Raw genomic sequence first — 23,173 nt, 5'->3', positions numbered from 1 at the left:
CCCACACAGCCAATTCACATTGAAATAGATTTTCAGACCATATGTACTTCGGTCTTGCGCGGATTGTGCCGCTTTATAGAGTGGCCGTTCACTCAAGGAAGAGGGATTATGCTCAAGCGACATGCACTTTCGGATGAGCTTTGGAAACGCTTCGAACCGCTCTGTTCCGGCAAAGCCGGTGATCCCGGTCGTACTGCAGCCGACAATCGACTCTTTGTCGAAGGTGTGATTTTTGTACTCAAAACCGGGATTTCGTGGACAGATCTCCCCGAATGATTTGGTTGAAATCACTCGGTTTGGAGGCGGTACAACCGCTGGTGCCTGACAGGAACATGGCAGAAAATTGCCGAGGCTCTGCAAGATCCAGAACTGGAAGATGTTCAGATCGATTCGACGACGGTCAAAGCTCGTCCCATCGCTACGACAGGGCGCCGTCAGGCCGGGGAAAATCCGGAACAGGTGGGTGACGCCCATCTGCCCTATTCTTTGGGGGAGAGAAACAGCTGGAAGGTCTTTGTGCGCATCATGTCTTGGCAGACGCGGCCTACGACAGCGACGCGATCCGGCTGCGTGTAAAGCGGATGTGGGCGCAGGCGTGTATCAAACCGAAGGGGAACCGGAAGGTGAAGAAACGTTGTGTCGAGGAGCGCTACCGGCATCGAAACGTGATCGAGAGGTTCTTCGGGGCCCTGAAACGCCTCCGCCGCATCGCCACCCGTTAAGATAAGAAAGCCGAGAACTTCGCGGGCTTCCCCTGGCTCGTTTCCCTCTTAACTGATCCATTCTGAGTGTCCATACGGCTTCGTTGTGATGTCTTACCATAATGAGCACATCCACAATTGCTTACTCAGTAAACACTTAAAATCTGCTGTGTTACTTCTGTTTTGACAACGAAATGAAGAGTCAAGGTACGACACGGGGATACTGACCGTCTTCAATGTTGCTGCTCTGATTATTATTTCCCAACGTTGTTTCTCTGAAATTCTGAACAGATTTTCGTTGGCAGGATGATTGACAGTTGGATAGATTTTCTTTGAAGAACTGCCATGTGTGGCGGTGCGAGTCTGTTTCTACGGAGTGAATTGTCTGTTCCCGAGGTTGCGTGAATGCGGCCTCGTTACATCGTGAAGACGCGCGAGCGTCAAGAACTGCTTCTCTCAAAACCGCCAACCTGGGCTGTAAAGCCCTTGAGTACAAGAGCAGTGCTTGGACCGCGCCCCCGCACGGGGGCGTCGGCCATGTACTGTTTTGTACGCCCCTTGGCGGGGGTTGAGAGAGCGGTCGTGGTTCGGCGCTCTCTTTTTTCTGCCAGGGGTATTTACGATGCAAACATGGCTCGTCCATCTGGACAATGCCGTTCTGGGGCCCATGACGCTTCAGGAGCTAAAACAGCTGTCTCAACAAGGTGCGTTGAGGCCGGAAACCCGTATTTCGGCGGACGGTCAGAAATGGCAACCAGCCAGCAGTCTGCCTGAACTTTCATTTTCCGCGTCAGCATCGTCGCCCCAGCCTCCTCGCCTACCACAGTTACATTCATCCGCGCCAAAAACCATTGAATGGAATTCAATGCTTGTTGGAGGCTGCGCGGCCATTGGAGTCTTGGGGCTTCTGTTAATTGGGATGTGCGGTCTTCTGGCTCTCATTATGCCAGTGTCAGGAGTTACATCAGGATCTAACACAAATCTTAGTGAGACGACGTCATCATCTGGCTTCTACACGGATGCTTCTCAGCAACAAGCCGTTAACGATCCCGTGCCTCAAGCGACTTATGACTACTGGGAAAAGTTAGCCAGCTGGATTCATGACGCTCCACCGACAAAGAATGTGAGTGATCAGGAGGAGTACCTGAGAGGGCTTATTGATGTCCTTGAAAGGGAGGCGGTGGTCAATGTCGACCCTGCTGCAATTCAGTGTGCATTGAACCTCAGTCAAGCACTTAGAAAGTACCTGGCTGTCCTTCTGGAATCTAACGATCCGTCAATTGTTCTGGAAGCTTTCATTCGAGGAGCTACTGGAGATCCTTTTGGCAAAGCCCAGGAAATGGCCGCCAAAACGAAGGACGCTCAGCGGGAGCTGAGTGATGCACTCCATCGCTCAGTTCTTGTTCGAGCAGAACTCTCTCAGCGTTACGGCGTCGAATTCACTCCCTGGAATCGATAAAGAGACATCATGCCACAGAGTACTCCTGAAGAGACTGATCGATGGTGGGTTGCTGTCGATCAGACTGTGACTGGTCCATATAGCACTGGATATGTTGCCGCCGCTTTACGGTCGGGAATGCTGCAGGCCTGCCAGCATTTCTGCCCGGTGGGAGGCAAAGAATGGAGGCTTGCAGGTCAATGGCCACAGCTGGCCCCACATTGCATCGAAACACCTCGTTCATTCAACGTGCCACCTGAGAATCAGAGCGCTCTTGGGCATCTGTTGCCACCCATACAGATCGTTCGCATTCTGGCATTTTATGCTTTGGTAATAAACCCTGTTCTTTGGCTTGTGAATGTTGTGATAACAATCATGGTCGATCCCAAATCACCTCCGGATTCAGTCGTTTACCAATGGGATAATTTGATGGCATTTGTAGGGATATTCTTCAATTCGATCATTGCAGCGGGCTGGCTGATCACGGGCTACCTTCTAAATTCTTATGATCGTCGCTCCGTATGGATGGCCTTGGCTACATATGTCGGCTCCTGGAGCCTCTACATGTTTTTCATAATTCTTGTAATCGTGATATATCAAAACCTGGAAGTTGTGGAAGTTAAGCCAACCCCGACTTATGAAGTTCTTATTGACATGTCAACACTACTGATTGGATCTATTGAACTGGTCTTCCTGACTTTGATGACTGTTCTGTTGGTCTCCAAAAGACAGGAAATTCCCTGGAGAGCAGTTGCCAATCAATCCAGATGATGAGTCATACATCTTTCCTATATCGATAGAGTTGAAAACATGTCAACAATTGGACCATGGTATTGCAGTCGGGGGCAAAAACGGGCGGGACCTTTCGAAACAGAACAGCTTCATGCGTTGATTCGTGCAGGGAAAATCAAATCGACGGATCTGATTTGTCCAAAGAACGGCGATGATTGGAAACCGGTATCCGATTGGCCAGATTTTTGTGCAGATAACTCCGTCGCTAAGGGAAGTGCCACGGCCCGTCCGCGTTCTCAGAAATCGCCAATTCAAAGCATGAACTGTCCTCAATGTTCGCATGCAATCTCTTCAAACGATATTCGAACTGGATTGCCGCCCGAATGTCCTCAATGTGGGTTGAAACTGATGATTTCAGGAACTATTCGGGCGAGTGGACGTCAGCTCGAGTTGCCAGAAAAGTCTCGACAACAGTTCAATTCAACAACACGTCCCGTTGAGGTGACGCGCCAAATGGCGTCAGCACAGAAACAATCGATCAATTTAAGAGACGTTGTCATCGCTCAGAAGCTATTGATTCTCTCTCTGCTGCCCCTCCCGATTGCGATGTTTTTTTGGCCACAATTACTCATTCTCTGGCCACTTCGAATCTTGGTCTTGCTATTACAGATGGCCGCCATCATCCGACTGTGCCTGGTAATCAGGCTTCCGGCGTGGAAGACCATCGCTTCACTAGTTGCCGCACTTGCTCCATTTCTGGCGTTGGTTCCGCTTTTGAGCGTCTTCTCGTTCTTTTGGCTCAATATGCAGGCGAACCGTGTGCTACGTAACAGTGGACTGCGAAGTGGATTTCTGGGTGTCTCACTCTCTCAAATGAAAGACTTTCCCGGGTAGATGTCCCTTAGAGAACTGGTCTAACTCCACGAAGTGGGTTGATGAACACGGCATCATTCCCTGGAGAATGACGCCATGTGATTTTGTGACGCGGACCGGATGATACTGCGAGGTCGGATTCTGAAGTTGTGAAAGGGTATTCAGATGAATAAATGGGGAATTTGGTTTTGGTTACGGTCTCTCCTGATAGAATGGAAACAGAAGAAACTTTTTAGTCCCGAGGTAACTGAATGGCTCATTCTAATTGCGATTTCAGGCATGGTGATATCAGCCATTTTCTTCTCCAGACAATCCAGCGAAAAAGAGACAGAAGCCGATGAAGAGCAAAAGTAGAATGCCTATAGGCTGTTATGGGCTTACGTGAGAGCTGCATTTTTCTTTAGCGACCATGGACACATCCCGGAAGGCTTATCCACAGAAGTCATGGATGACGAATGGGAATTGTTGGTGGGTTATCTGGCTCTCGTGTGCGAGGATGCTCCGCAAAGCAAGCATTCTTTGCGAGAGGTGTTCAATGCGATAAGTTATCTCGTTCGCACGGGTGTCCGGTGGCGTTTTCTGCCTCATGACTTTCCTCCATGGGATGCGGTCGATCAGCAGGCCCGGCGTTGGCTGGATGCGGGAGTCTTCGAGGCCGATTTAAGGGCCATTTTTCGACTGGTCGCCGATCGCGGGACTGAGCCCACAGCCGTCATTCTGGATGGACGGACGTTACATCCGCCTCTGAGAGCGGCGGCAGAGCGGGCAGGATGAAAGCCCCTGCCGGAGAGTGATCCCGGGCAGGGGTGTGGGAGAAACGCTTTGCAGAGTTGTCAATGAGCAGAGAGGTCATGGTCGAGGGAGGCAACAAAATCTTGTTGTACTTTGCGGTTACCCTGAAATAGTGACATGGACATTGCCATAGATAGACGAGTTTCCGCAGCAGTCAAACAGTGCGGCAGCGCTGAATTCAAGTGATATTGGGGAGCAACCTCCGGATGTTGAACACTCAAGTTCTCCCTCACAGGGACTCATCTGCAATTCCCATCCACTACTGCATTCTTCGCTACAAGCGAGGGAAATGTACCATGTTTTTGAGTTGCTCTCCTCCAATACTTCCGGGCAGGGGTAGACGTCCGCAGTTCCTTCCCATTTCTGGGACGCTGGATTGTAGTCCAGCGCTACAGAGATTGGTTCGTCGCATGGACACAGAGAATCAAAATCCAACCGAGCGTTTAGAGATGCAGGGATTTGTTCCGTACAACAGGGGACAGAGACAAAGGTTTGTACGCAGGCTTCGAGTTTAAGTTCACAGCCTGTGAGTTGCGTGGCTGGGACGTTGAGTGAGATCGTTTCTTGAACGTCGGGTGCGGCGACAGTGGTCGAGGCGATGGTGGCGCCTTGACGACGGATCTGAACGGTATAGGGGCCGGTGTAGGAGGTGTCACGATCGACGGTAACTTCGACCGTTGCATCGCCTGCGAAGGGCTTGAGGAGCGGCGTCATTGGAAGACAGGAAACATTGGTAGCGGGATTGGGTGTGAGAACATGGCGTTCATTGGACATGGCGGTGTGCCTCGAAGAGGAGATTTGAAAGGGAAAAGAGAGAATGGGTCAGTGGTGTGGTGGGAAAGGTCAAAAAAGGCCCGACGAGAAAGAAACCGGCCGCCAAGGATGAAGGCCGGGGTTGAGGGTGTGGGGATGGAAATGGGGCAGCAGGACGTTTAGGGGTGTTTTGAACTGGGTTCTGGTGGTGTCTATGGGTTGGAGCAGTTCAAAAGATGAACAAACAGTGGGAAGTAGACTTATATCCATGCCCTTGAACCATGAATACCTCGATTCAATGTACGCTGTGACCTCCTTCGAGAATAAGCTTCGTTACTCCGTGATAGTTCCGGTCACTACCATGTTTTCCTCTGGGCTATAGATGCCTGTCGCGGTGAATGTAAACTCGATCAATAGCGGAGAGCACGAGACAACTGTTACCTCATTGTCAAAATAAGTGCCCCTGTCGCATGTTCCCTGAACAACGAGCCGTAGTTCATCGGAAGCCCAGGAAGGACTACATAGCAGTACAACATCTTGGCAATCTCCTCCCGCGGAGGGTTCAGACCACCATTCAGCCGGTGCGTAAAAGGTACTTTCTGGCCTATACTTAATCTTATAAGTACCTCCGACGTTGCTAGTGTCACCAGTGATTTCAGTCGTCACCGTCAACGTTCTCGGAATTGGTTGTTCACAACACGAGGTTAAGACTGGCGGCTCTGGCGTGCATTCGATCGTGGGTTTGACTTGGCAGGTTTGTATTGCTGTTGCGGGGATGCTGATGTTCGCGGTCAGGTTTCCTGGCGGTGTGGTCAGGGTTGTTGATCCCAGCGTAGCGCCGGTTTGATTTTTCACCGTGACGAGAGTGGGGGTGTCGTCGCCGGAATCACGGTAAACGGTGGCGGTGAGGGTGAGGTTGCCGGAGGCGGGTTTCAGGAGGGGGACCAGGGGGAAACTGGCGGAGGGTGTGGCGGGGTTGGGGGTTTCGACAGTTCGTGTGGTCATGGGAGAGGCTTTCGGGAATGGGGTGGGGGATGGATTGGGAGAGAAGGGGTTGGGGATGGGTTTGGTTCGAGGTGGATGGGGAGGGAATTGTGAAGAGAGGAAGGGAAATGGGAGAGGAAAAGAAACCGGCCGCCAGGGATGACGGCCGGGGTTGAAGGGATGGGGGCGGAAATGGGTCAGGAGAAAGTTTGGGGTTGGTTTGAACTGGGTTCGGGTGGAATCAATGGGTTTCGGCCGGGCACAAGCGAAACGATCGCAGGCGAGCCAAAACCGCCTGTGCCGCTGGCACACAGGTAGCTCGAAGACGAGCAACCTATGTCACCCGGCGGGACTGCCGTACCTTGCTTGTGCTCGCATCATTCATCGCCTACAGCTGTAACAGAAACATCATGCAACACCCCTTTAATGGGAGATTTTGGGATCGACTGACCTGGAAGCATTTGCGAATTGGCCTCTAAAACGAGTTGCTCTGCATGTCTAGGCGTGGGAACCATGCTCACTCCAATCACATCGCATTCTGTGTTGAGCACCTGATTGGCAGGAACCCATTTGTCAAGTGCATAAAACTCACCGGTGTCGCTAACTAAATAATACTTATGCATCTTGGCAAGATCATGCCTTTCTACGATTTTTCCGCGTAGTCTCGTGATCTTTGGCTCATAAAGGCTAAGAGAAGGGATTGCTGAACGGAAATCGCTCTTATTCTTCGTATCATGCTCTTCCAGTGTGGCCCCATCTGGATTCGATTCAACTGCCTTGGGATTGTAATAGGGTGGCTGCGAGGCCGTGGTTTTCACCGCCTTAGATTCGTCGATGCCACATCCAAAGATGCATGCTGCAAGGGAGAGGTGCATTACAAACTGACTTCTCATTTTATTGCCTCGTTAGTTTCACATGCGACACACCACACCTCGTAATTAAAGTCCGTATTATTTACCATCCAGTCTTCGACGGAGCTCGTTAGCACTGTCATCGGCCCGACCCCTGGGAGATCAGGTCGGTGTTCGTGATCAGCGTGTACCATCATGCCGTCATCGTTAAGATATCCATAGTCAAAATTGACCCAGTTAGAATCTCCAGGTAGTTGAGGCCTTCTCACTCGATCCCAGTTAGAAAGATCAATCTTACCAGTCGAAGAGTTCTTACTGGCGTCAGGCTTCGTTCTGTTCTTTCCCCGATTGTTCCAGAAATGGATCGAGTAAATTCTAGGCCTTGCTTTCTCGTGATTGCAGTTTTTTCCTTTGCAGATATTTTGTTCCTCCATTACGTTCTTTCTATCCTTCGCTTCGGATAGAGTGGCGTAGCAATTTCTCATATCTGGCCATGTTTTGTCCCCTTTGCCTTCTTTAATTCCAAGTTCTACACAAGTAAGTCCGACACAGCCTCGCCTTACGGTGGAAGTCAAGTATTGGTTAACTAATTCTTTCTTGCGAGGGCTTAGGCCTTTATCCCATTTGGGATTGCGTAGCACCCACTCGGCCATCCAATCCTCATGTGAACTTTCCTCTTGAAGTCCAAAAGGGTCGGAAAAACTAGTCGGCATTGATAATGCGTACTGGTACAAATGCGAACCCGCAAGGCTACCCAGTGGATCACGAGAAGTCCATTGCCCGAGTCCGTGAAAGTAAAATCGGTGTCGTATGGCACTCAGTCCAGTGCGTAGATCGTGCCAATATCCGCAGCACGTTGTTTCCCAATTGAAGTCGCTGGCTGAAAGGCTGTCGAAATATGGTGAATTAACGGTTGCCACTCCATAAGCGTCATACTCAATGCGTTCCTGAGGGTCGCCGCCTTCGCCTGCGACCGCCGTCACGTTCCAGTTGGCGTCTTGGAGGGCGTAGAGGCGTTCGTCCAATGTGGAAGCGGTGGTGCGGTCGCGGAGGATGAGGTCGTCGATGTATCTCAGGCCCCAGATGTGGTGTTGGGAGGGTGTCGAATTGGAGTCGATCCGTTCCTCGATGTTTCGCCAACCATCTGTGAAGTAGGCGTGGGTGGTTTCGTCCAGCACTCCGGAGTTGTAGGTTTTGACAGCCACTCGGAAGTTCCGCGCGTCGTAATGGTACTCGGCGACGGTTTCCAAAGTGCTGGAGACTTCTTCTTCCAGTTTGACGAGCCGGTTCCAGGCGTCGTAGGTGGCCGTGTAGGCTTCGTCCATCTGCTTGGGTTTGGGGATGGTGGTCATGTTGCCGACAGCGTTGTAGGCCGGGTCGGCCCAGGCACTTCCCACCGTGTTGGTGATGTCGGTGATTTCATTGACCGGGTTGGCGGTGCGTTCCTGTTCCATGCTCCAGGTGGAACCGTTGTCACTCTGCTTGAATCCTTCCCAGTTGCCGGTGGGGTCGAGATTCCAGTCCTGCTTGAACGCGGTGGAGGTGAGGGCGGTTTGGGTGCCGTTGAGTGTGCCGCGGTTGGCGGTTTTCAGGCGTTGGAGGCCGTCGTAGGTGTAGAGCCAGTCGTATTCGGCACTGTTGGCCGTGGCGATGGGGTTCTTCCGCCAGATGCGGTTCGAGGCTCTGTCGTAGCCGTACTGGATGCGGGAGAGGTCGTCGTTGGTGGAGGTGCTGTACCAGCGGGAGTCCTTCACCCGGCCCAAACGATCCAGGCCGGTGTAGATGTCTCCAGTGTCAGGATCGTTGGAACCTCCCGCCAGCGTGTACCGTAGATTGGGTTGGGGGCTGGTCTGCTGGATGACGCCTGCCAGGCCGAGGAACTCGTAATCGGCCAGGTGGGTCGTGTCATCATCCACAATCGAGCCAATGCGGCTGAGGGCATCGTTGATTTCGTGGGTGGTGCCGTAGTCGTAGGTGAGTTCCCGGCCGTTGGGGTAGGTGAGGCTCAGTGGGCGCACTGTATTTGTGCTGCCGTTGGCGTAACCTCGCTGCACGCTGGGTGAAGTGCCGGTATTCACGGTGCCGCCATGCTCCTGGAACGTCTGGATCGACTGCCCGAAGTCATTGTACTTGAACTGCACCTGATTAACAGCATTTCCTGAGGTGGCGGCATCGAAACTGGTCAATTGATGCACCAGCCCGCGTTCGTCATAGGTCGTCGCCAGACGACGTATCGCACCATCGACACCTGTGCCCAGGGTGGCGACTTGATCTTCCGTCAAACGTCCCAGTCCATCGTATTCGTAGTGGTGGACAGTGCCGATCTGATCGGTGAGTGACAGCCGCTGGCCCTGACGGTTATATGTCAGAAAGACCTCATCGCTGCTGCCGGTGGAATCGGGATAAGCGACCGAGCGCAGCAGGCTGCTGGCGGCGATTTCGGAATCTGCCAGCGTAGTGCCGTAGGTGTAGGTGGTGGTTTGATTCCCTGTGGAAGCATTCACCGCAACCAGTGTGGCGAGTTGACCATCGGCACTGTAAGTCATATTCGTGGTGCGGTTTTCATCACTCCCCACAGGTGAAGCGACATAGTTTTCGATGGCCTGCGTGCGGCGACCGGCATCATCGTAGATGAAGCGTGTGGTCATATCAGCGGGATCGGTGGTTTCGAACAGGTTGCCCGCTTCGTCGTAAGTTTGGCTACTGACAAGGATAGTATCAGAACGAGCAGGAATGAGTGCAGGCCGAGTAAATGCTGAGCCGCCGTTGGTGCCGTAGTTGGCGGTGGCGAGAGTGCGGCCGATGCCATCGTGCCAGAGGGCTTGATGGGTGACGCGTGCCTGGGGCTGGGTGGTGCTGGTGGGGTGGCCGAGTTCGCCGGGTTCGGTGTCGTCGGCGGTGTGGTAACGCTGCTTCGAGGTGCTGGAGAGGGCGTGGCCCGCCAGGTCGAAGGTGGTGTGGGAGGATTCGATGACGATGTCGTCGGAGAGGTCGAAGGCGTCGGCATAGGCCGATTCATCGAGATCGTAGGCAGCGAAGGTGGCGACAGTGCGGCCCAGGCCATCGAACTGGCTCTTGGTGAAGAGTTTCGAGCCGGAGGGGAGGGATTTGACGACCTGGCCGGAGGCGTCGTACCAGGTGCGGTCGATGAGGGCGTTCCCCACGCTACCAGTGGAGGGGTTGACGGCGTAGCGGCGGGATTGGTAGGGGCGGCCGAGGGCGTCGTAATCGGTCTCGCTGCGGCTTAAGAGTGTGCCGGTGGGAGAGCCGTCGTAGCGTTCGCTGCGGATGAGCTGGCCGCGGAAGTCGTAGGTTTCTTTCTGGCAGAAGTTTTCTTCGCCGTGGGTGACGAGGCGGCGGCCACGGTAATCGTAGCTATAGCTGGTTTCCCGTGTGGTGCTGCTATCGACGTGTTGTGTCGAGAGAATCGGGCGGCCCGCGATGTCGTACTCGGCTGCGGAGACGAGAACCATGTTGTTCGAGGGATGGCTGCCGCCGGGAGCCGTGGCGCCGGTGGGATCCTGTTCGGTGGCGCCGGTATCGTTGGTGCCGATGTAGGTTGATAAGGTGAGACCGCGGGGATCGAGAACGACTGCGGAGATGGTGCCGCCGGGAGAGACCGTGCGGACACGGCGTTTGAGGGCGTCGTAGCCGAAGGAGGTCTGGTCGTAGTGGGTGCCGGGGCTGCCTTCGCCGGTGGTGGGGATGGTGTGATAGGCCCGCTGAGAGGCAGCGAGGCAGCACTCGGTGTACTGGAAGGTGCTGAGGCGGGTGTAATCGGCCTGGGTCACGGCACCGTGGGTGCTCAGGCAGGTGGCGAGATCGCCTGCAGTGCTGGAGAGGGTGGCGTGAGCCGAGACGAGAGTCTTTCCGGCACTATCGGCAATGGTGATCGAGATGGGGTTGACGAGTGTCGCGGAGGAATCGCTGGTCTTGATGTAGCCCTGGGCGCTGTAGGAGGTGTGGTTGGCGTCGTCGTAGAGCATCCAGGAGGCGGTGCGGACCGCTGTTGCCGTTCCGGCGAGGTCGATGTTGTGGACGGGGCCGAGAGATTGGATTGTGCGGCCCTGGGGATCGACCGTGAAATCGGTGATCGCGTGGAGGCCGAACTGCGGGAGAGTTTCCCAGAGAGACGATAGAGCTGTGGGGACGCCGGTGAGGAGCGCGGTGTCGGCGTCGGCGATCCGCTGGATGAGGGAGCCGGTGAGTTCATCGTAGACGAAGTGGGTGATGACGCCGCGTTCGTCGCGACTCCAGGTGAGGCGTCCGTAGAGGTCGTAGACTTCGCGGCGGGTGTTGTTAACGCCAGAGCCGTGTTCGACGAGAGAGACGAGCGGGAGGGTGGTGACGCGTTCGTGGATGGCGCAGGTTCCCTCGTAGAACGTGTAGTCGTAAGTGGTGATGGCGGCGGTGGTGGCGTTTTCGTCGCGATAGAGAGTTTCCTGGGAGAGGAAGTAGCGGCAGGGTTCGCTACTTGAGCTACTACCTCCACCACTGCTGCTGGAACCGGAGGAACTGCTGCTGGAAGTGCTGCCGTGGCAGCAGGGAATGTATTCCATTTCGCGAACGACACGCGGCGTACCTGCGAGACCTTCCTGCACCGATTCGCTGGTGAGCCAGGCGGTGGGAGCGTGGTAGGTGTAGCGTTCGATGAGGCCGGTGTTGTTGTAGAGATAGGTGGCAGTGTTGGTGGAGGGAGAGTATTCGACGAGATCAGGCAGCTCTTCGTCGTAGCCGATGACGGCATCGGGATGGGCGTGGAATTCGACGTAGCCATTCGAGTTGTAGCGATAGTAATCGATCCACTCTTCGAGGGCGGGGCTGACACCGGTTTCGAGCGATTTCAGCAGGACGCGACCATCGGCATTCGTGAAGACGACGTGGCGTGAGCCATCGGGCCGGGTTTCGACGGTTTTCGTGTGCCAGTGGTTGTGGGCGGCTGAGAAGCTGCTGGTGGTGTATTCGTAATCAAAGATCTGCGAGCCACTGGAGCGGACTTCACGGGTCGCGCGGCGGGCTTCATCGAACTCGAAGTAGTAATCGGCATAGAGGGCGACGAGACTGTTGGCAGCGGTGAGCGGATCGCTGACTGCGGGATCGGCAGCGAGGCGGTCGAACGAAGAAGGTTTGACGACATAGCGGAGGAGATGGCCACGCTGGGCGGGAATGGCACCGCTACTTCCCGAAGAAGCTGCTTGCGGCAGGTAATAGCGATAAAGAGTCGTGCCGGTGTCTTGCCAGGCGTTGTTCTGCCAGGAACGAGTGGTGACTGTCTGCAGGTCGTCGGTATCGCCAAAGGGATTGCCACTGGCGTAATAGGTGTAAATAGCAGAGGCGACATTTTGCCAACTGCCGGAACCGACTTTGCGGCGAAGGACGACTTCGGTGAGAAGTGAACCTGCGGGGCCGCCCGAGGTGTAGCTGTAGGCGTATTGCTCGGTGACATCGCCGGTGACACGTTTGATCGAGGCGGGGAGTTGAGTGCCTGTGAGCAGAGCTTCGACAACGAGTTGATTCCCTGCGGGATCAACCTGGCGGAGGAAGAGACCTTCATTGTCGAAGATCTGGAGATCGCCATCGACAGAACGGAGCGTGTAGTTTTGAGTGGTGGCGTTGTAGGTGAGTTGCTGCTTGATGCCGAAACGAGGCGCAAAGGTGTTTTCATCGCGGTCGAACCAGAGTTCGGCGAGGCCGCGGCCCATGACGATGACTTCAGTGTCGCGGAGAATCAGGTAAGGGACATGGGCGACGTGCCAGTTCCAGCCCTGGCCAACGTTCTGATCGAATTCGAGCTGCGGCGTGAAGCTGCGGCTGTGTCCCCAGGGAATACCACCGGCTGTCAGCGAAGGAAGATCGTTCACGCGGTAGGAGATTTCGCCCGTGGAGTAGCGGATGGACTGGTCGGTGGTGGATTTGGGCTCGGTTTTCGCCGGGCAAGTGGGCGGACATTCGCAGCTACAGCCGGGAGCTTGAGCCGTATCGGGCGCGGAGCAGTGCTCGGAGTTGCCTGTAGTAATGGAAACGTCACTGACGAAGGGTTCTGTGGACATGGAAGAGTCTTTCTGGGAGAGGACACAGTGCGGGAGGGTGAGAAAACAGGCGAAAGGGCGAGAAGGAGCAGTGGCAGAAGATTCGATCAACCGATGGGAGAATCTCAGGTGGTGGCGGGCGGGGTTTCTTCGGTAAGGGCGGGCCATTTGGCGAGAGGGCAGGCTTCGGATCGCCAGGCGAGTTTGTTGAGAAAGGTGTTATTGCCCGAGCACGAGCAGCCGCATTCCCGGCAATGAGTTCCGGTGAACGAAGGGCATTGCTGGCAGATCGAAAGCCGCTCTTGCAGTTGTTCTTCCGAGACTTTTTCGAAGCCATCGGCAGCATGTTGTGTAAGGGCCGAAAAGAAATGCTTCAGACGAGTGACGAACGACGGGAGCGGTGGGGTGTCGGTGGACAAGGGATGGGCTTTCTAACGAGGGGAAGGGGAAGAAGGCGGGAAGTGCGAGACAGGCAGAAAATCACAGCCTTCACCTAATGCGAAAATGTTGCGCTGGCATCGGTGATGACATCGCGAGCCTGGCGTTGTCCCGTGGCGGTGGCGTGTGGCCACAACGTGCTGGTTTCGCCCAGATGGCGCACCAGACTGGGCTGATGCACGAAGTAAGGGACACCGGCCCGGCGACACCACCAGCCCACGACCGAATCGATGTTCTTCAGCCCGGCAGCTGCCCCATGGGGTCGATGGTCAAGAATTGTGCGGTCGGTGAGAAGACGCCGGGCGGTGAGAGGTGAGACGAGATACGCGAGGGCTCCCCAGGCTTGCCAGCCAGGATCAATTGCGACAAAGCCGCGAGTTTGAGGCCGGGCTTCATGAGCTGGGCAATAGAGGGAGTAAATCCCCTGCGGCAATGGGCATTCGGGGAAGTTCTGCTCCAGATAGGGCACCAGAGAAGCCGCGAGTTCCGCATCATCCTGCAGGAGTAGATAGCCCTTCGCTCTTGGCTGCGACAACACCAGTTCCGTAAGCGAGACATACCAGTTGGGGAATGCTCCGAGCGTGGTGCCGCGTTGAGAGATGGTGACGTTCTGTCGATGAGAACTCTTGCGGGATAGCAGCGGTGTGTCTGGTTCTGCGAAGAGTTGTACCTCTGTGAAACCGGCACGAGATACAGAATCCAGCGTGGCATCTAATGTGGGAATCTCTCGTGGAGCCGTGGTGATCCCTACGCCCCAGTGGGATGTTTCGTTCGATTCATGGGCTTGAGCTGCAGAGAGCATCTATTTCCTCGCAGAAAGAGGCTGGGAAAGCGAAAAGCGGATAACGGCTTCGCGGAGGCGAAGAAGGCTCAGTGAGCCTGGATCTGGGGGAGATAGGCTTGAGGAAAGTCATCGCGGCTGAATTCGTCGGCAATTCCCAGGGCGTCGAAATGTTCCCGCCACCAGCGTCCCAGAAGGGCGTCGGCTGCTGGCTGGAGATTTTGTGCTAGGCCGGAAGCGAGGCAGAATTCACCAAAGACCACACTCTCAGAAGTGATGTAGGCATCGACACGCACAGGAAAATCAAAGAGCCTCGAAAGTTGGCGGGCCATTGCCAGAAGTTCGGGTAAGCGTTCAGGCCGTGCGTGATCCTCCCAGGGGCGGCCGCAGACATCGTGGAGCGCTTCCCAATGAAGTGGATCATAGTAAGCGAATGTTTTTGTCAGGCGATTGATGACCTGAATCAGTTTGACTTCGTACCCAAAGCAATAGCATTTGAAATCCCGAGGTGGTACCTGCCCATTCTCATCGACAACCAGCTCTTCCAACACATTGCCATACTGCTGTCCAAAGCGGATTTGTCCGTTTTGCACGACCACGACGTTTTTGGCACAGCTTTCGGAGTTGGGTTTCAGGACAAATGATAGATCATCTCCTGCTAATGAACGTGGGACACGGTAACCTTGATTAGCCACCACATTCTTGGCGAACAACTTATCGATACTCAGCCTGTTATCGCGAAGTTGTGAGCGAATGCCGTTTACCCGCTCACGCTGCCAGCGGTAACTCCACCGATCTGGTATCTCGTTTGATTTTGCTTCGCCCACTGCACCTGAGGATGCTGAGGGGGTGCAGACAGGGGGGTGTGCGGGATTCTCGATGTCTTTCGAAATTGAAACTCTGATCGCATCGTGTGGTGGAACCGGGCCATCATCCTGCCGGATCTGAAAATAGCGGCGAATGGCCGAATGCATGGCGGGTTTGTGAGAACTCCAGGTCCACAACCCCTGGTCATCGAGCCTCAGGTCTGTCGCAGGGTCGTAATCGTGCTCTGTGAGCCAGCGCATCCGATCAACGTAATGACGATTTTTGCGGTCACCGTGCCACAGATGTTGAATGGTGCCACACAAAGCTCCCAATTCACCGTTGACTGCGGGATAAGCGTGGTCTTCCCAATGAGAAATCGCCCTCCGCCATCCGGCAGATCGCAATTCATCGAGGAATGGAGAAGGTGTTTTTAACCAGCCATGGAGCATGGTGGTGTCGCCTCCACCGACGACATCCTGATCGAAGAGACCAGCGGTGAGCGCGTTTCTTCGGGCCGCCCAGGCGAAACCGGGGTGGGCCAATTGAACAGAGGAGTTCCGCGTTTCGAGATACTTGGCCACGACTCCCGGGCGACGTTCAAGCAGTTGCCTGCTGGCATCGAGTAACTCGACGTTGTCAAAAAGCTGGACAATCGGAAATCGTTCGAGAGCTTGTTCGGTTTGTTCCAGCCAATCAGGATCCGTGAAGAGCACGTCGGCATCGATCCAGGCAACGGCATCAAAGGATTCTGGGACAGCCTGAATCGCCAGGTTCAGCAATCGCTCTTTCTGCCAGAGCGTGTGCTTTGCAGGATCGCCTTGCAGTTGAATGGCATCTGGCACATGAAACGTTCCGTCGAATGAGAGCTCGACGGTGGTCAATGGAGCCTTCAACTGTTCACGGAACCGGTCATAATTGTTCCAGATCCGCTGATACCGACAAGGATTAAACAGACAAGTGACAACATGCAGCACGACACACCTCCAAAACAGGGCTCTCACCCTAACGGAGGTTGTTGCGCTATTCGGTCAGTGGGTTAAATCTGCGGAGAATTGTCAGTCCTCGAAGACACACCAAAAAATTTCGTTAACGACGCCACAATTTGGTGGGCCGCGTGAGTTCCACACGATGCTCCGGATTATTGAGGTGCTCAAATCCGTATCGAGAGAGAACGTGTTTCTGAACTCGTCAGCAGATCAGATTGGCCCGGGTGACTCGGTCTTCATGGAACGGGCCAGATGATTTCCATGAGCGACTCACCTTCACATAGGGTGCAAAACATTCCAGTGATTCAGCCCGATGCAATTGCAGCCACAATTCTGCGTTGTTCGTTGAAACAAAATCAAACCGATCAATCCGGCCACGTCGCCCGTTGGCTCAAGCCATTGGTTTAGAAATCAGAATTCGATTCTCTGAACATCATCTCAAGGGAAACATGCCGAGAGTTTCAGTGGATTGCATCCGTCTGGAAGTGTTCGGCAACTTTGCATCCAGTTGAGTCTCAAATAGGAATCGAAACCCGAATTGGAGTGCTTATGGGTTCCTGGGCTTTCAGGAAGCATTCACTTTCGAGCTCATCTGCCCCCGGTCGCTCCAGCGATTCTCAACTCAAAAAAGCCCGTTTTGCACGGGGCCCAGAATCCAACACGGTATCCAGAATCCAAGACTCTGCATGGCGAATCCCAGATGATCAAACTACAGTTGTGCGAGTAAAGTTCGGGATGGGATGGGCCAAATTTTGATATGACACAGAACAGCGGAACCAAAGAACGTCTTCAAAGACTGATCAAGCTGGTCGTTTTGTTGCAGACGGGACGTCGAAGATGCGTTGCCGATCTTTCTGTAGACCTTGAGGTCAGCAGAAGGACAATTTTTCGAGATATCGCACTGCTCCGTGATGCTGGATTGCCAATCGTGCATCAAACGGAAAATGGCGGTATCTGGTTGATGAAATCTCGGTTCAAATTGCCAAGAATTCGGCCTGAAGATACCGCCATGCTGTTAATGGCCGTTTTGTCATCAAATTTGCAATCTCTACCAGCCGTCAAACAACTGACGGATGCATTTGTAGCAGAAGTTCTTGAAGGACTCTCAACGAACCATAAGGAGTTCATGCTCCGTGTAATGCAGGCAATTCAGTTTGAACCACCTGCCAAAGATGTTTCCATACATGGCTGTCTGGCCTCTCTGGTAAAATCTATCGAAACACGAAAGAAAGCACGGCTTTGGGTCTGCTCACAAAATCAGAGTGGCAGTTGGTCAACACTTTCCGCACCACTTTGGCTTGAGCTGAGTACTCAAAACTGGAAGGTTTTCGCACACTCATCTTTGCATCAGAAAGTTTGCGGTTTTCACATCGAGAATCTTGAACGCGTTCAACTATTAGACGAAGATTTCGATCCCCAGACCATCCGGCGACCTCGTGATCAGGAAGCTATTCCCATCTACTAATGTTCTTTTCGAATGTCTGTGATGCTCTCAGCTGTACTAGAGGATGTTTTCTTGCGAAGAATCGATGAAAACGCCATCAGGATTCTTTACCTTGATGGAATCTACAGTTGCTGATTCTGATTCAACTTGATCATTCCGAAAATCACCACAACAAGGAATCATGATGGCGAAGATCGGAAAGCTGGCTGCCGACAATGTCGTCAGTTTTAAAAACTGCCAGGGAACGGCAGCAATCGGAACAATTTTGCGGCTCAGTCGAGCAGCGATTGTGTTTGAGGTCTACAACCCTTATTCGATTGTCCAGGTCAGTGAAGTTTTGCAGCAGGTTGTCATTCGCCGAGGCGATCGCCCCATCTATCAGGGTCGCGCTGTTGTAACAACCCTTGTGAATACAGGGCTGCTGGCGGTTGTCTCCGCATCATTGGTGGAACCCTGGGCCGATTTGACCGATCTGCACCCTGGGCCTGCACTTCGCAAAGAGGTCGAGAATTTTCTGGGTGATTGGTCTGCTGCTCAGGAGCGCCTTGAACCCACTTACCAACAACTCGTGACGACAATTCGAAATTTTCTGGGGGATCTGAGCCGCTGGCTATCGCATAGCGAGGTGGTTTCTGGTCTGAGTGAGCTTCCACAATCCAATCATCTTGTCACAGAATTCACTGAGGATGTCGCTAGCCAGGTTCTTCCTAAGTTTTATGAACTCTTCGATCAATTCGAGCATGTGGCAAAACTCGTTGATCGTAAGGTCGTGAATACCCATAAGTCGTTTGTCCAGCGGGAACTCCACCCGCTGCTCATGTGCTCGCCCTATATTCACCGCACATTTTCAAAGCCATTGGGATATGCAGGTGATTATCAGATGGTGAATATGATTGTCAGAGATCAGTGGGAAGGTGCCAACACCTATGCGCGGATTGTCAATTCGTTTCCACTCAAGATTTCGACAGCCCAGGCCCACCGCAATCGGATTGATATTTTACTCAATAAACTTAAAGAGAATTCCCAAAAGCATGCCTCCTCGGGCCGTCGCTTTCGAGTGTTAAATGTGGGCTGCGGGCCTGCCGTCGAAGTTCAACGTTTCGTACAATCGGGTGAAGGCGCGAATTGGACGGAGTTGGAACTCCTTGATTTTGATGCACAGGCTCTCGAACACGCAAAGTCGACCATTTCGCAGATTCTGGCCTCCTCGAAGTCATCCCTCGATGTGAAATTCACAAGACGGTCAATTCACGAATTGCTGGAAACTATGGAGGAAGAGCCTCCATTCCCCAAGGAACACTTTGATTTAATCTACTGTGCAGGACTGTTTGATTACCTCAGTGATCCGATATGCCAACGCCTGGTTGAACTCTTTTATGACTCGGTTGTTCAAGGAGGGACAGTTTTGGTCACCAATGTCCATACCAAACATCCCAGCCGAGGATTTATGGAGCACATTCTTGAATGGACTTTGGTTCTTCGTGATGAATGTGGGATGCGTGCCATGGCACCAGAAAACTCCACATGTGTCGTTTACGATGACACAACAGGTGAAAATCTGTTTTTGGAAGTCAGAAAGCCGATGGAAGGGGAAGTTTAAAAATGTCCACTTCCTCAGAACTTGATCTCGATTTCGAACGACTTCAGCGTGACCTTTGGCTACGCCGTACGCGCATTGGTTGCGTTCTCACATTGACGTTGATCCCTGCGGGGATTCTCCTTGACTTGGCAGGCTATCCTGAAGCCTTTTATTCGATTCTATGGGCGAGAATCGTATGCGAAATTGTTGTTGGTGTCGTTTTAGCAACGCTATTTATCATTCCCGATAAGGTACACGTCGGCCTCATGAGTACCATCTGGGCCTATTCTCCAACTGCCGCGATCGCCTGGATGCTTTATGTCACTGAAGGTTCTGTATCACCATTTTATGCGGGCCTAAATCTGACGATCCTGGGCACCTGTGTATTGCTCCCCTACAACGCATGGCAGGCTCTCGCATTCTGCTCTGGTGTTCTGGGGATGTATCTCATTGCCTGTATTGCACATAGTCGAATTCCCTTGCGAATCGATGCACTCGTCATGAACTCGACGTTCATTGCCATGACATCCATTATTTGTGCAACGGCCTGCCATATTTTCTCTCAAGCAAGACGACGAGAATTTGATCTTCGACACGACCTGGAAGTACGCAATTCAGAATTGACAGCTGCTGACGAGATGAAGGGGCGATTTTTTGCAAACATCAGCCATGAACTTCGAACTCCACTCACTCTCATTATGGCACCCGTCGAGGAAATGCTCGCATGGCCAGCAGAACGCCTGGCGCCGACAGTCAGAGACGCTCTCAGACTCATACAGCAGGGTGGCCTGAGACTGCTTGGGTTGATTAATGATCTTTTGGAGCTTGTTCGTTTCGATCAATCGACACATGCAGTCATCAAGAACCGCTATTGTCTTTCCCATCAATTGAAAACTCTGGTCGAATCAGCACAGCCGCTGGCCCGTGGTAAGGGCGTCTTATTGAGTCTGGATCTTCCTGAAGACGATGTAGAAATTGATGCAAACGAATACCTCCTTGAGCGAGTGATTTTGAATCTTCTTTCGAATGGCATCAAATTCACACCGGAGGGTGGCTCTGTTTCGGTATCTGCTGCCGCTGATTCCCAATGGACGACTCTTCGTGTCTGCGATTCCGGGATTGGGATGGAAGCCTCCGACCTTCCATCACTCGGACAGAGATTCGTCCAGGTAGATAACTCAGAATCTCGAAAATATCAGGGCTTAGGTTTAGGGCTTTCGCTCGTGCGTGAGATTACAACAGCTCACAATGGAGAACTCCTTTTAGAAAGCCAGCCGGGAAAAGGCACGACTGTCACAGTTCAGTTTCCGGTCGTACACGCACCCCCCAAAATTGCTGGAGAGCCAGAATTTGACAGTTGGGCAGACTTACGACGTGCTGCTGCACTCGCCTCAGTTCGCCAGCAAAGTTCTCAGAATGATCGTCAGCCCAGCAAGGAAGTATCAACCGCCACCATTGTACTCGCAGATGACGATGCTGATATGCGGCTTTGCCTGTCTCGCATTCTCGACGTTCTTGGGAACGTGATTGTTTGCCGGGATGGGATTGAGGCCGTGTCAGCGGTCGAAACGAAGAAGCCAGATTTACTCATTCTCGATGCGATGATGCCTGGCAAAACGGGTCTTGAAGTTGCGGAATCAATACGGACGTCAGAAGCGGCTAAAGACACAAAAGTTCTCGTTCTAACGGCTCGTGTCGACGACTCGTTCAAAATCAAGATGCTCGAAGCCGGGGTCGATGACTTCCTCACTAAACCATTCAGCCCTACCGAGTTAACGACTCGATGCCGAAATCTGATTGCAGCGGCAACTCTGCAAAGCAGTCTGCGCCAGCGATCGATCGAACTCGAACAGGCAATTATAGAGCGGCAAAAAGTCGAAGCTCGACTCATTCAATCGGAGAAAATGAACGCGATAGGTAGTTTAGCTGCCGGGTTATTACATGAATTTAACAACCCTGTCAATCATGCCCAGATGGCGATTGCCTATGCCAAGAATGTTATGAAAACTCGCAGTCCAACGACTTCAAGCATCGCATTGGTTGATGAATCACTTGATGATGCTACCAGCAGCCTGAATCGGATTGGAGATATTACTCGCGATTTGCGAACATTTGCTCACCCGGATGCTGCTCCACCTCGTCGTCCGGTCGCACTTTCAAGAGTGGTGGAAATGGCGAGGCGTTTTGTCTCGCACGAGTTGAATCAGTGCGAAGTCATGATCGATGTTCCAGATGAAATCGAGGCCATGATTGTTGAAAGCCATGTCGTACAGGTTTTTGTAAATCTTTTGACAAACGCAGCCCATGCGGTTGTCGAACGTCATGGAGATAAAGGTGGCGTCATTAAAATCGTGGCTGCAGAACAAGAATCACGAATTCTCATCAAAGTTCGCGATAACGGCGTCGGCATATCAAGCCAGGTTCGCTCACGATTGTTCGAACCGTTTTTTACGACAAAAGATGTCGGTAAAGGGACCGGCCTGGGGCTCTCCGTTTGTCACACGATCTTGAATCAATACGAATCGAGCATCGAGGTTGATAGTCAACCTGGAGTGTTCACCGAATTCACGTTCTCCCTTCCTTCCGTAAAGATGGAAACAGCCAATGTCGCTTAATACTCCCGCCAGTTCACCGCGTGTGCTTTATGTCGACGACGAGGCTCCTGCGCTCAAGTATTTCGACCGCGTTTTCAACGATGAATTCTCGATTGTCACAGCTCAGAATGCTGCGGATGCGAGACAGATACTGGATAACTCGGAGGCTCCCATCGGAGTCCTGTTATCAGACCAGAGGATGCCGGGTGAACAGGGAGTTGACCTTCTGGACTACTCTCGTAAACAGCACCCTTTGACCGTGCGGATCTTGACAACTGCGTACTCAGACTTACCCAGTGCGATTGCTGCGGTGAATACCGGAGGTGCCTATCAATATGTGACAAAACCTTGGGATTTCGACTCACTCAGAATATTGCTCAGGCAGGCTCTCGATCTTTACCAACTGCGCGTCAGCCACGATGAATTGCTGGCTCAGAAGGCTTTCATCTGGCAACAGTTATCTCACAGTGACTCCATGCGAGGACTGCTGGGGTTTTGTGCGGCAGCAGAGCGTTGGAATCCTCAGGCTTTGCATGGGCTTTGGGATTATTCGCAAGCTGCAAAGAAGCTGCGGGAGAATCAGGCCTCTCGTAATCATTCGCTCGTCACAAATGACAAAGGGGCGGCGGAATACGAATTCCTGACTCGATTAGCACGTATGATCCATCGAGTCACCCCCACAGATCCTGTGTCGATCCAGGAATTGGATCTGAATGCTGTCTTCTATGAGTCGATTCATCGATTTGAGCAAATGGAGTCTCCGGAAGGTGTTAGCGTTTTGTCGAGTGATATCACACCCGGAGTCAAAGTGGTCAGTGATTTGACAAGGCTGGTAGCAATAATTTCGCTCCTGTTGGGGCGAATCTCCAATCTCGATGGAGACGATATTGCCATTCAGTTGAGTGTGAAAAATCACGACACTGCCTATTTAATACTGACCATGATTGCTCGTGAAAAGATATGGACTGTCGACCAATCACTACCTTTGTTTGCCGCTGTGGATGCCTTCATTTCCGACTCCAGCGATCACTCCATGGATCTCCTCCCCATCTACCTGATGGCTGCTGAGCTTGGAGTCAAACTTGACACGGTGCATCCAGCACCAGGCGTTTTCGCAGGATTCCAGGTCATGATCCCCAAACAGTTGTTGATGGGGGCACCTCAACTGACACCTTTTGATGTTGCAGCGATGCTGACAAATGAGCCTTACAGCTCAGAATTGTTGATTCCCTCGGCAGATTGAGAATCGCTCAACAGGTCGATCGATTCAGGATTACTCTGCTACTCAAAAACAACGCTTGAGCCATCCGGAGAAAAGCAGTGACTCGAAGGGTCGATTGTGTCGATGGACACGATTGCCATAGATCACAATATGGTTGACCGATGAAATG

The 23,173-nt window shown here is 52.9% G+C and carries 15 protein-coding genes and 2 pseudogenes; 11 read left to right on the top strand and 6 right to left on the bottom strand.

Features of this window, described 5'->3' with window-relative positions; translation table 11 throughout:
- Positions 1–108: 108 nt before the first annotated feature.
- The 7 genes and pseudogenes from PLIM_RS23745 to PLIM_RS15765 all read left to right on the top strand — a co-directional run bounded on the left by PLIM_RS23745 (position 109) and on the right by PLIM_RS15765 (position 4,518).
- The gene (locus PLIM_RS23745) at positions 109–276 is read left to right on the top strand and encodes a transposase (RefSeq protein WP_081440288.1); all 168 of its coding nucleotides are present in this window, start codon (positions 109–111) and stop codon (positions 274–276) included.
- A gap of 254 nt (positions 277–530) precedes the next feature.
- Positions 531–722, top strand: a complete 192-nt coding sequence (locus PLIM_RS25075) for a transposase (RefSeq protein WP_196349459.1) — start codon at positions 531–533, stop codon at positions 720–722.
- A 601-nt stretch (positions 723–1,323) separates the two neighbouring features.
- Entirely contained in the window at positions 1,324–2,160 is an 837-nt protein-coding gene (locus PLIM_RS15785) for a DUF4339 domain-containing protein (RefSeq protein WP_013111325.1), read from the top strand.
- Between the two features lie 9 nt (positions 2,161–2,169).
- Positions 2,170–2,910: a hypothetical protein gene (locus tag PLIM_RS15780; protein ID WP_013111324.1), complete on the top strand. Its 741-nt coding sequence runs from the start codon at positions 2,170–2,172 to the stop codon at positions 2,908–2,910.
- A 39-nt stretch (positions 2,911–2,949) separates the two neighbouring features.
- Positions 2,950–3,105, top strand: a pseudogene (locus tag PLIM_RS25070) (DUF4339 domain-containing protein); the annotation flags it as partial.
- A gap of 279 nt (positions 3,106–3,384) precedes the next feature.
- On the top strand, positions 3,385–3,765 hold the full coding sequence (locus PLIM_RS24780) for a hypothetical protein (protein ID WP_230849327.1): 381 nt from the start codon (positions 3,385–3,387) through the stop codon (positions 3,763–3,765).
- Between the two features lie 360 nt (positions 3,766–4,125).
- Positions 4,126–4,518: a transposase gene (locus PLIM_RS15765; RefSeq protein ID WP_148227140.1), complete on the top strand. Its 393-nt coding sequence runs from the start codon at positions 4,126–4,128 to the stop codon at positions 4,516–4,518.
- A 117-nt stretch (positions 4,519–4,635) separates the two neighbouring features.
- Here the strand turns inward: PLIM_RS15765 and PLIM_RS24215 are convergent, their stop codons facing one another.
- The 6 genes and pseudogenes from PLIM_RS24215 to PLIM_RS15730 form a co-directional block, all read right to left on the bottom strand.
- Entirely contained in the window at positions 4,636–5,310 is a 675-nt protein-coding gene (locus tag PLIM_RS24215; RefSeq protein WP_013111320.1) for a hypothetical protein, read from the bottom strand.
- 1,340 nt (positions 5,311–6,650) lie between these two features.
- Positions 6,651–7,166 carry a hypothetical protein gene (locus PLIM_RS15750; protein WP_013111318.1) on the bottom strand — a complete coding sequence of 172 codons (516 nt, stop codon included), beginning with the start codon at positions 7,164–7,166 and terminating at the stop codon, positions 6,651–6,653.
- A 698-nt stretch (positions 7,167–7,864) separates the two neighbouring features.
- Positions 7,865–8,449: pseudogene (locus tag PLIM_RS25135) on the bottom strand (RHS repeat-associated core domain-containing protein); the annotation flags it as partial.
- A 4,829-nt stretch (positions 8,450–13,278) separates the two neighbouring features.
- Positions 13,279–13,572, bottom strand: a complete 294-nt coding sequence (locus PLIM_RS24210; RefSeq protein WP_041401947.1) for a hypothetical protein — start codon at positions 13,570–13,572, stop codon at positions 13,279–13,281.
- 74 nt (positions 13,573–13,646) lie between these two features.
- Positions 13,647–14,393: a hypothetical protein gene (locus tag PLIM_RS15735; protein ID WP_013111316.1), complete on the bottom strand. Its 747-nt coding sequence runs from the start codon at positions 14,391–14,393 to the stop codon at positions 13,647–13,649.
- Positions 14,394–14,461: 68 nt separating this feature from the next.
- The gene (locus PLIM_RS15730; RefSeq protein ID WP_013111315.1) at positions 14,462–16,153 is read right to left on the bottom strand and encodes an ATP-grasp fold amidoligase family protein; all 1,692 of its coding nucleotides are present in this window, start codon (positions 16,151–16,153) and stop codon (positions 14,462–14,464) included.
- 769 nt (positions 16,154–16,922) lie between these two features.
- On the opposite strand from PLIM_RS15730, the gene PLIM_RS25060 reads away from it, so the two are divergent.
- From PLIM_RS25060 to PLIM_RS23080, 4 genes are all read left to right on the top strand, one after another.
- Positions 16,923–17,630, top strand: a complete 708-nt coding sequence (locus tag PLIM_RS25060; protein ID WP_013111313.1) for a helix-turn-helix transcriptional regulator — start codon at positions 16,923–16,925, stop codon at positions 17,628–17,630.
- 160 nt (positions 17,631–17,790) lie between these two features.
- The gene (locus PLIM_RS15715) at positions 17,791–19,209 is read left to right on the top strand and encodes a class I SAM-dependent methyltransferase (protein ID WP_052301604.1); all 1,419 of its coding nucleotides are present in this window, start codon (positions 17,791–17,793) and stop codon (positions 19,207–19,209) included.
- 2 nt (positions 19,210–19,211) lie between these two features.
- Positions 19,212–21,803, top strand: coding sequence for an ATP-binding protein (locus PLIM_RS15710; RefSeq protein WP_013111311.1), 2,592 nt, complete (start codon positions 19,212–19,214; stop codon positions 21,801–21,803).
- Positions 21,793–23,025 (top strand): response regulator, encoded by a 1,233-nt coding sequence (locus PLIM_RS23080; RefSeq protein WP_013111310.1) that lies wholly within the window; start codon positions 21,793–21,795, stop codon positions 23,023–23,025. The genes PLIM_RS15710 and PLIM_RS23080 overlap by 11 nt, the downstream gene beginning before the upstream one ends.
- Positions 23,026–23,173: the final 148 nt, after the last annotated feature.

This window comes from Planctopirus limnophila DSM 3776 (assembly GCF_000092105.1).
GTDB lineage: Bacteria > Planctomycetota > Planctomycetia > Planctomycetales > Planctomycetaceae > Planctopirus > Planctopirus limnophila.
Note: the sequence above shows the minus strand (reverse complement) of the source record. Positions and strands in the feature narration are given on the sequence as shown.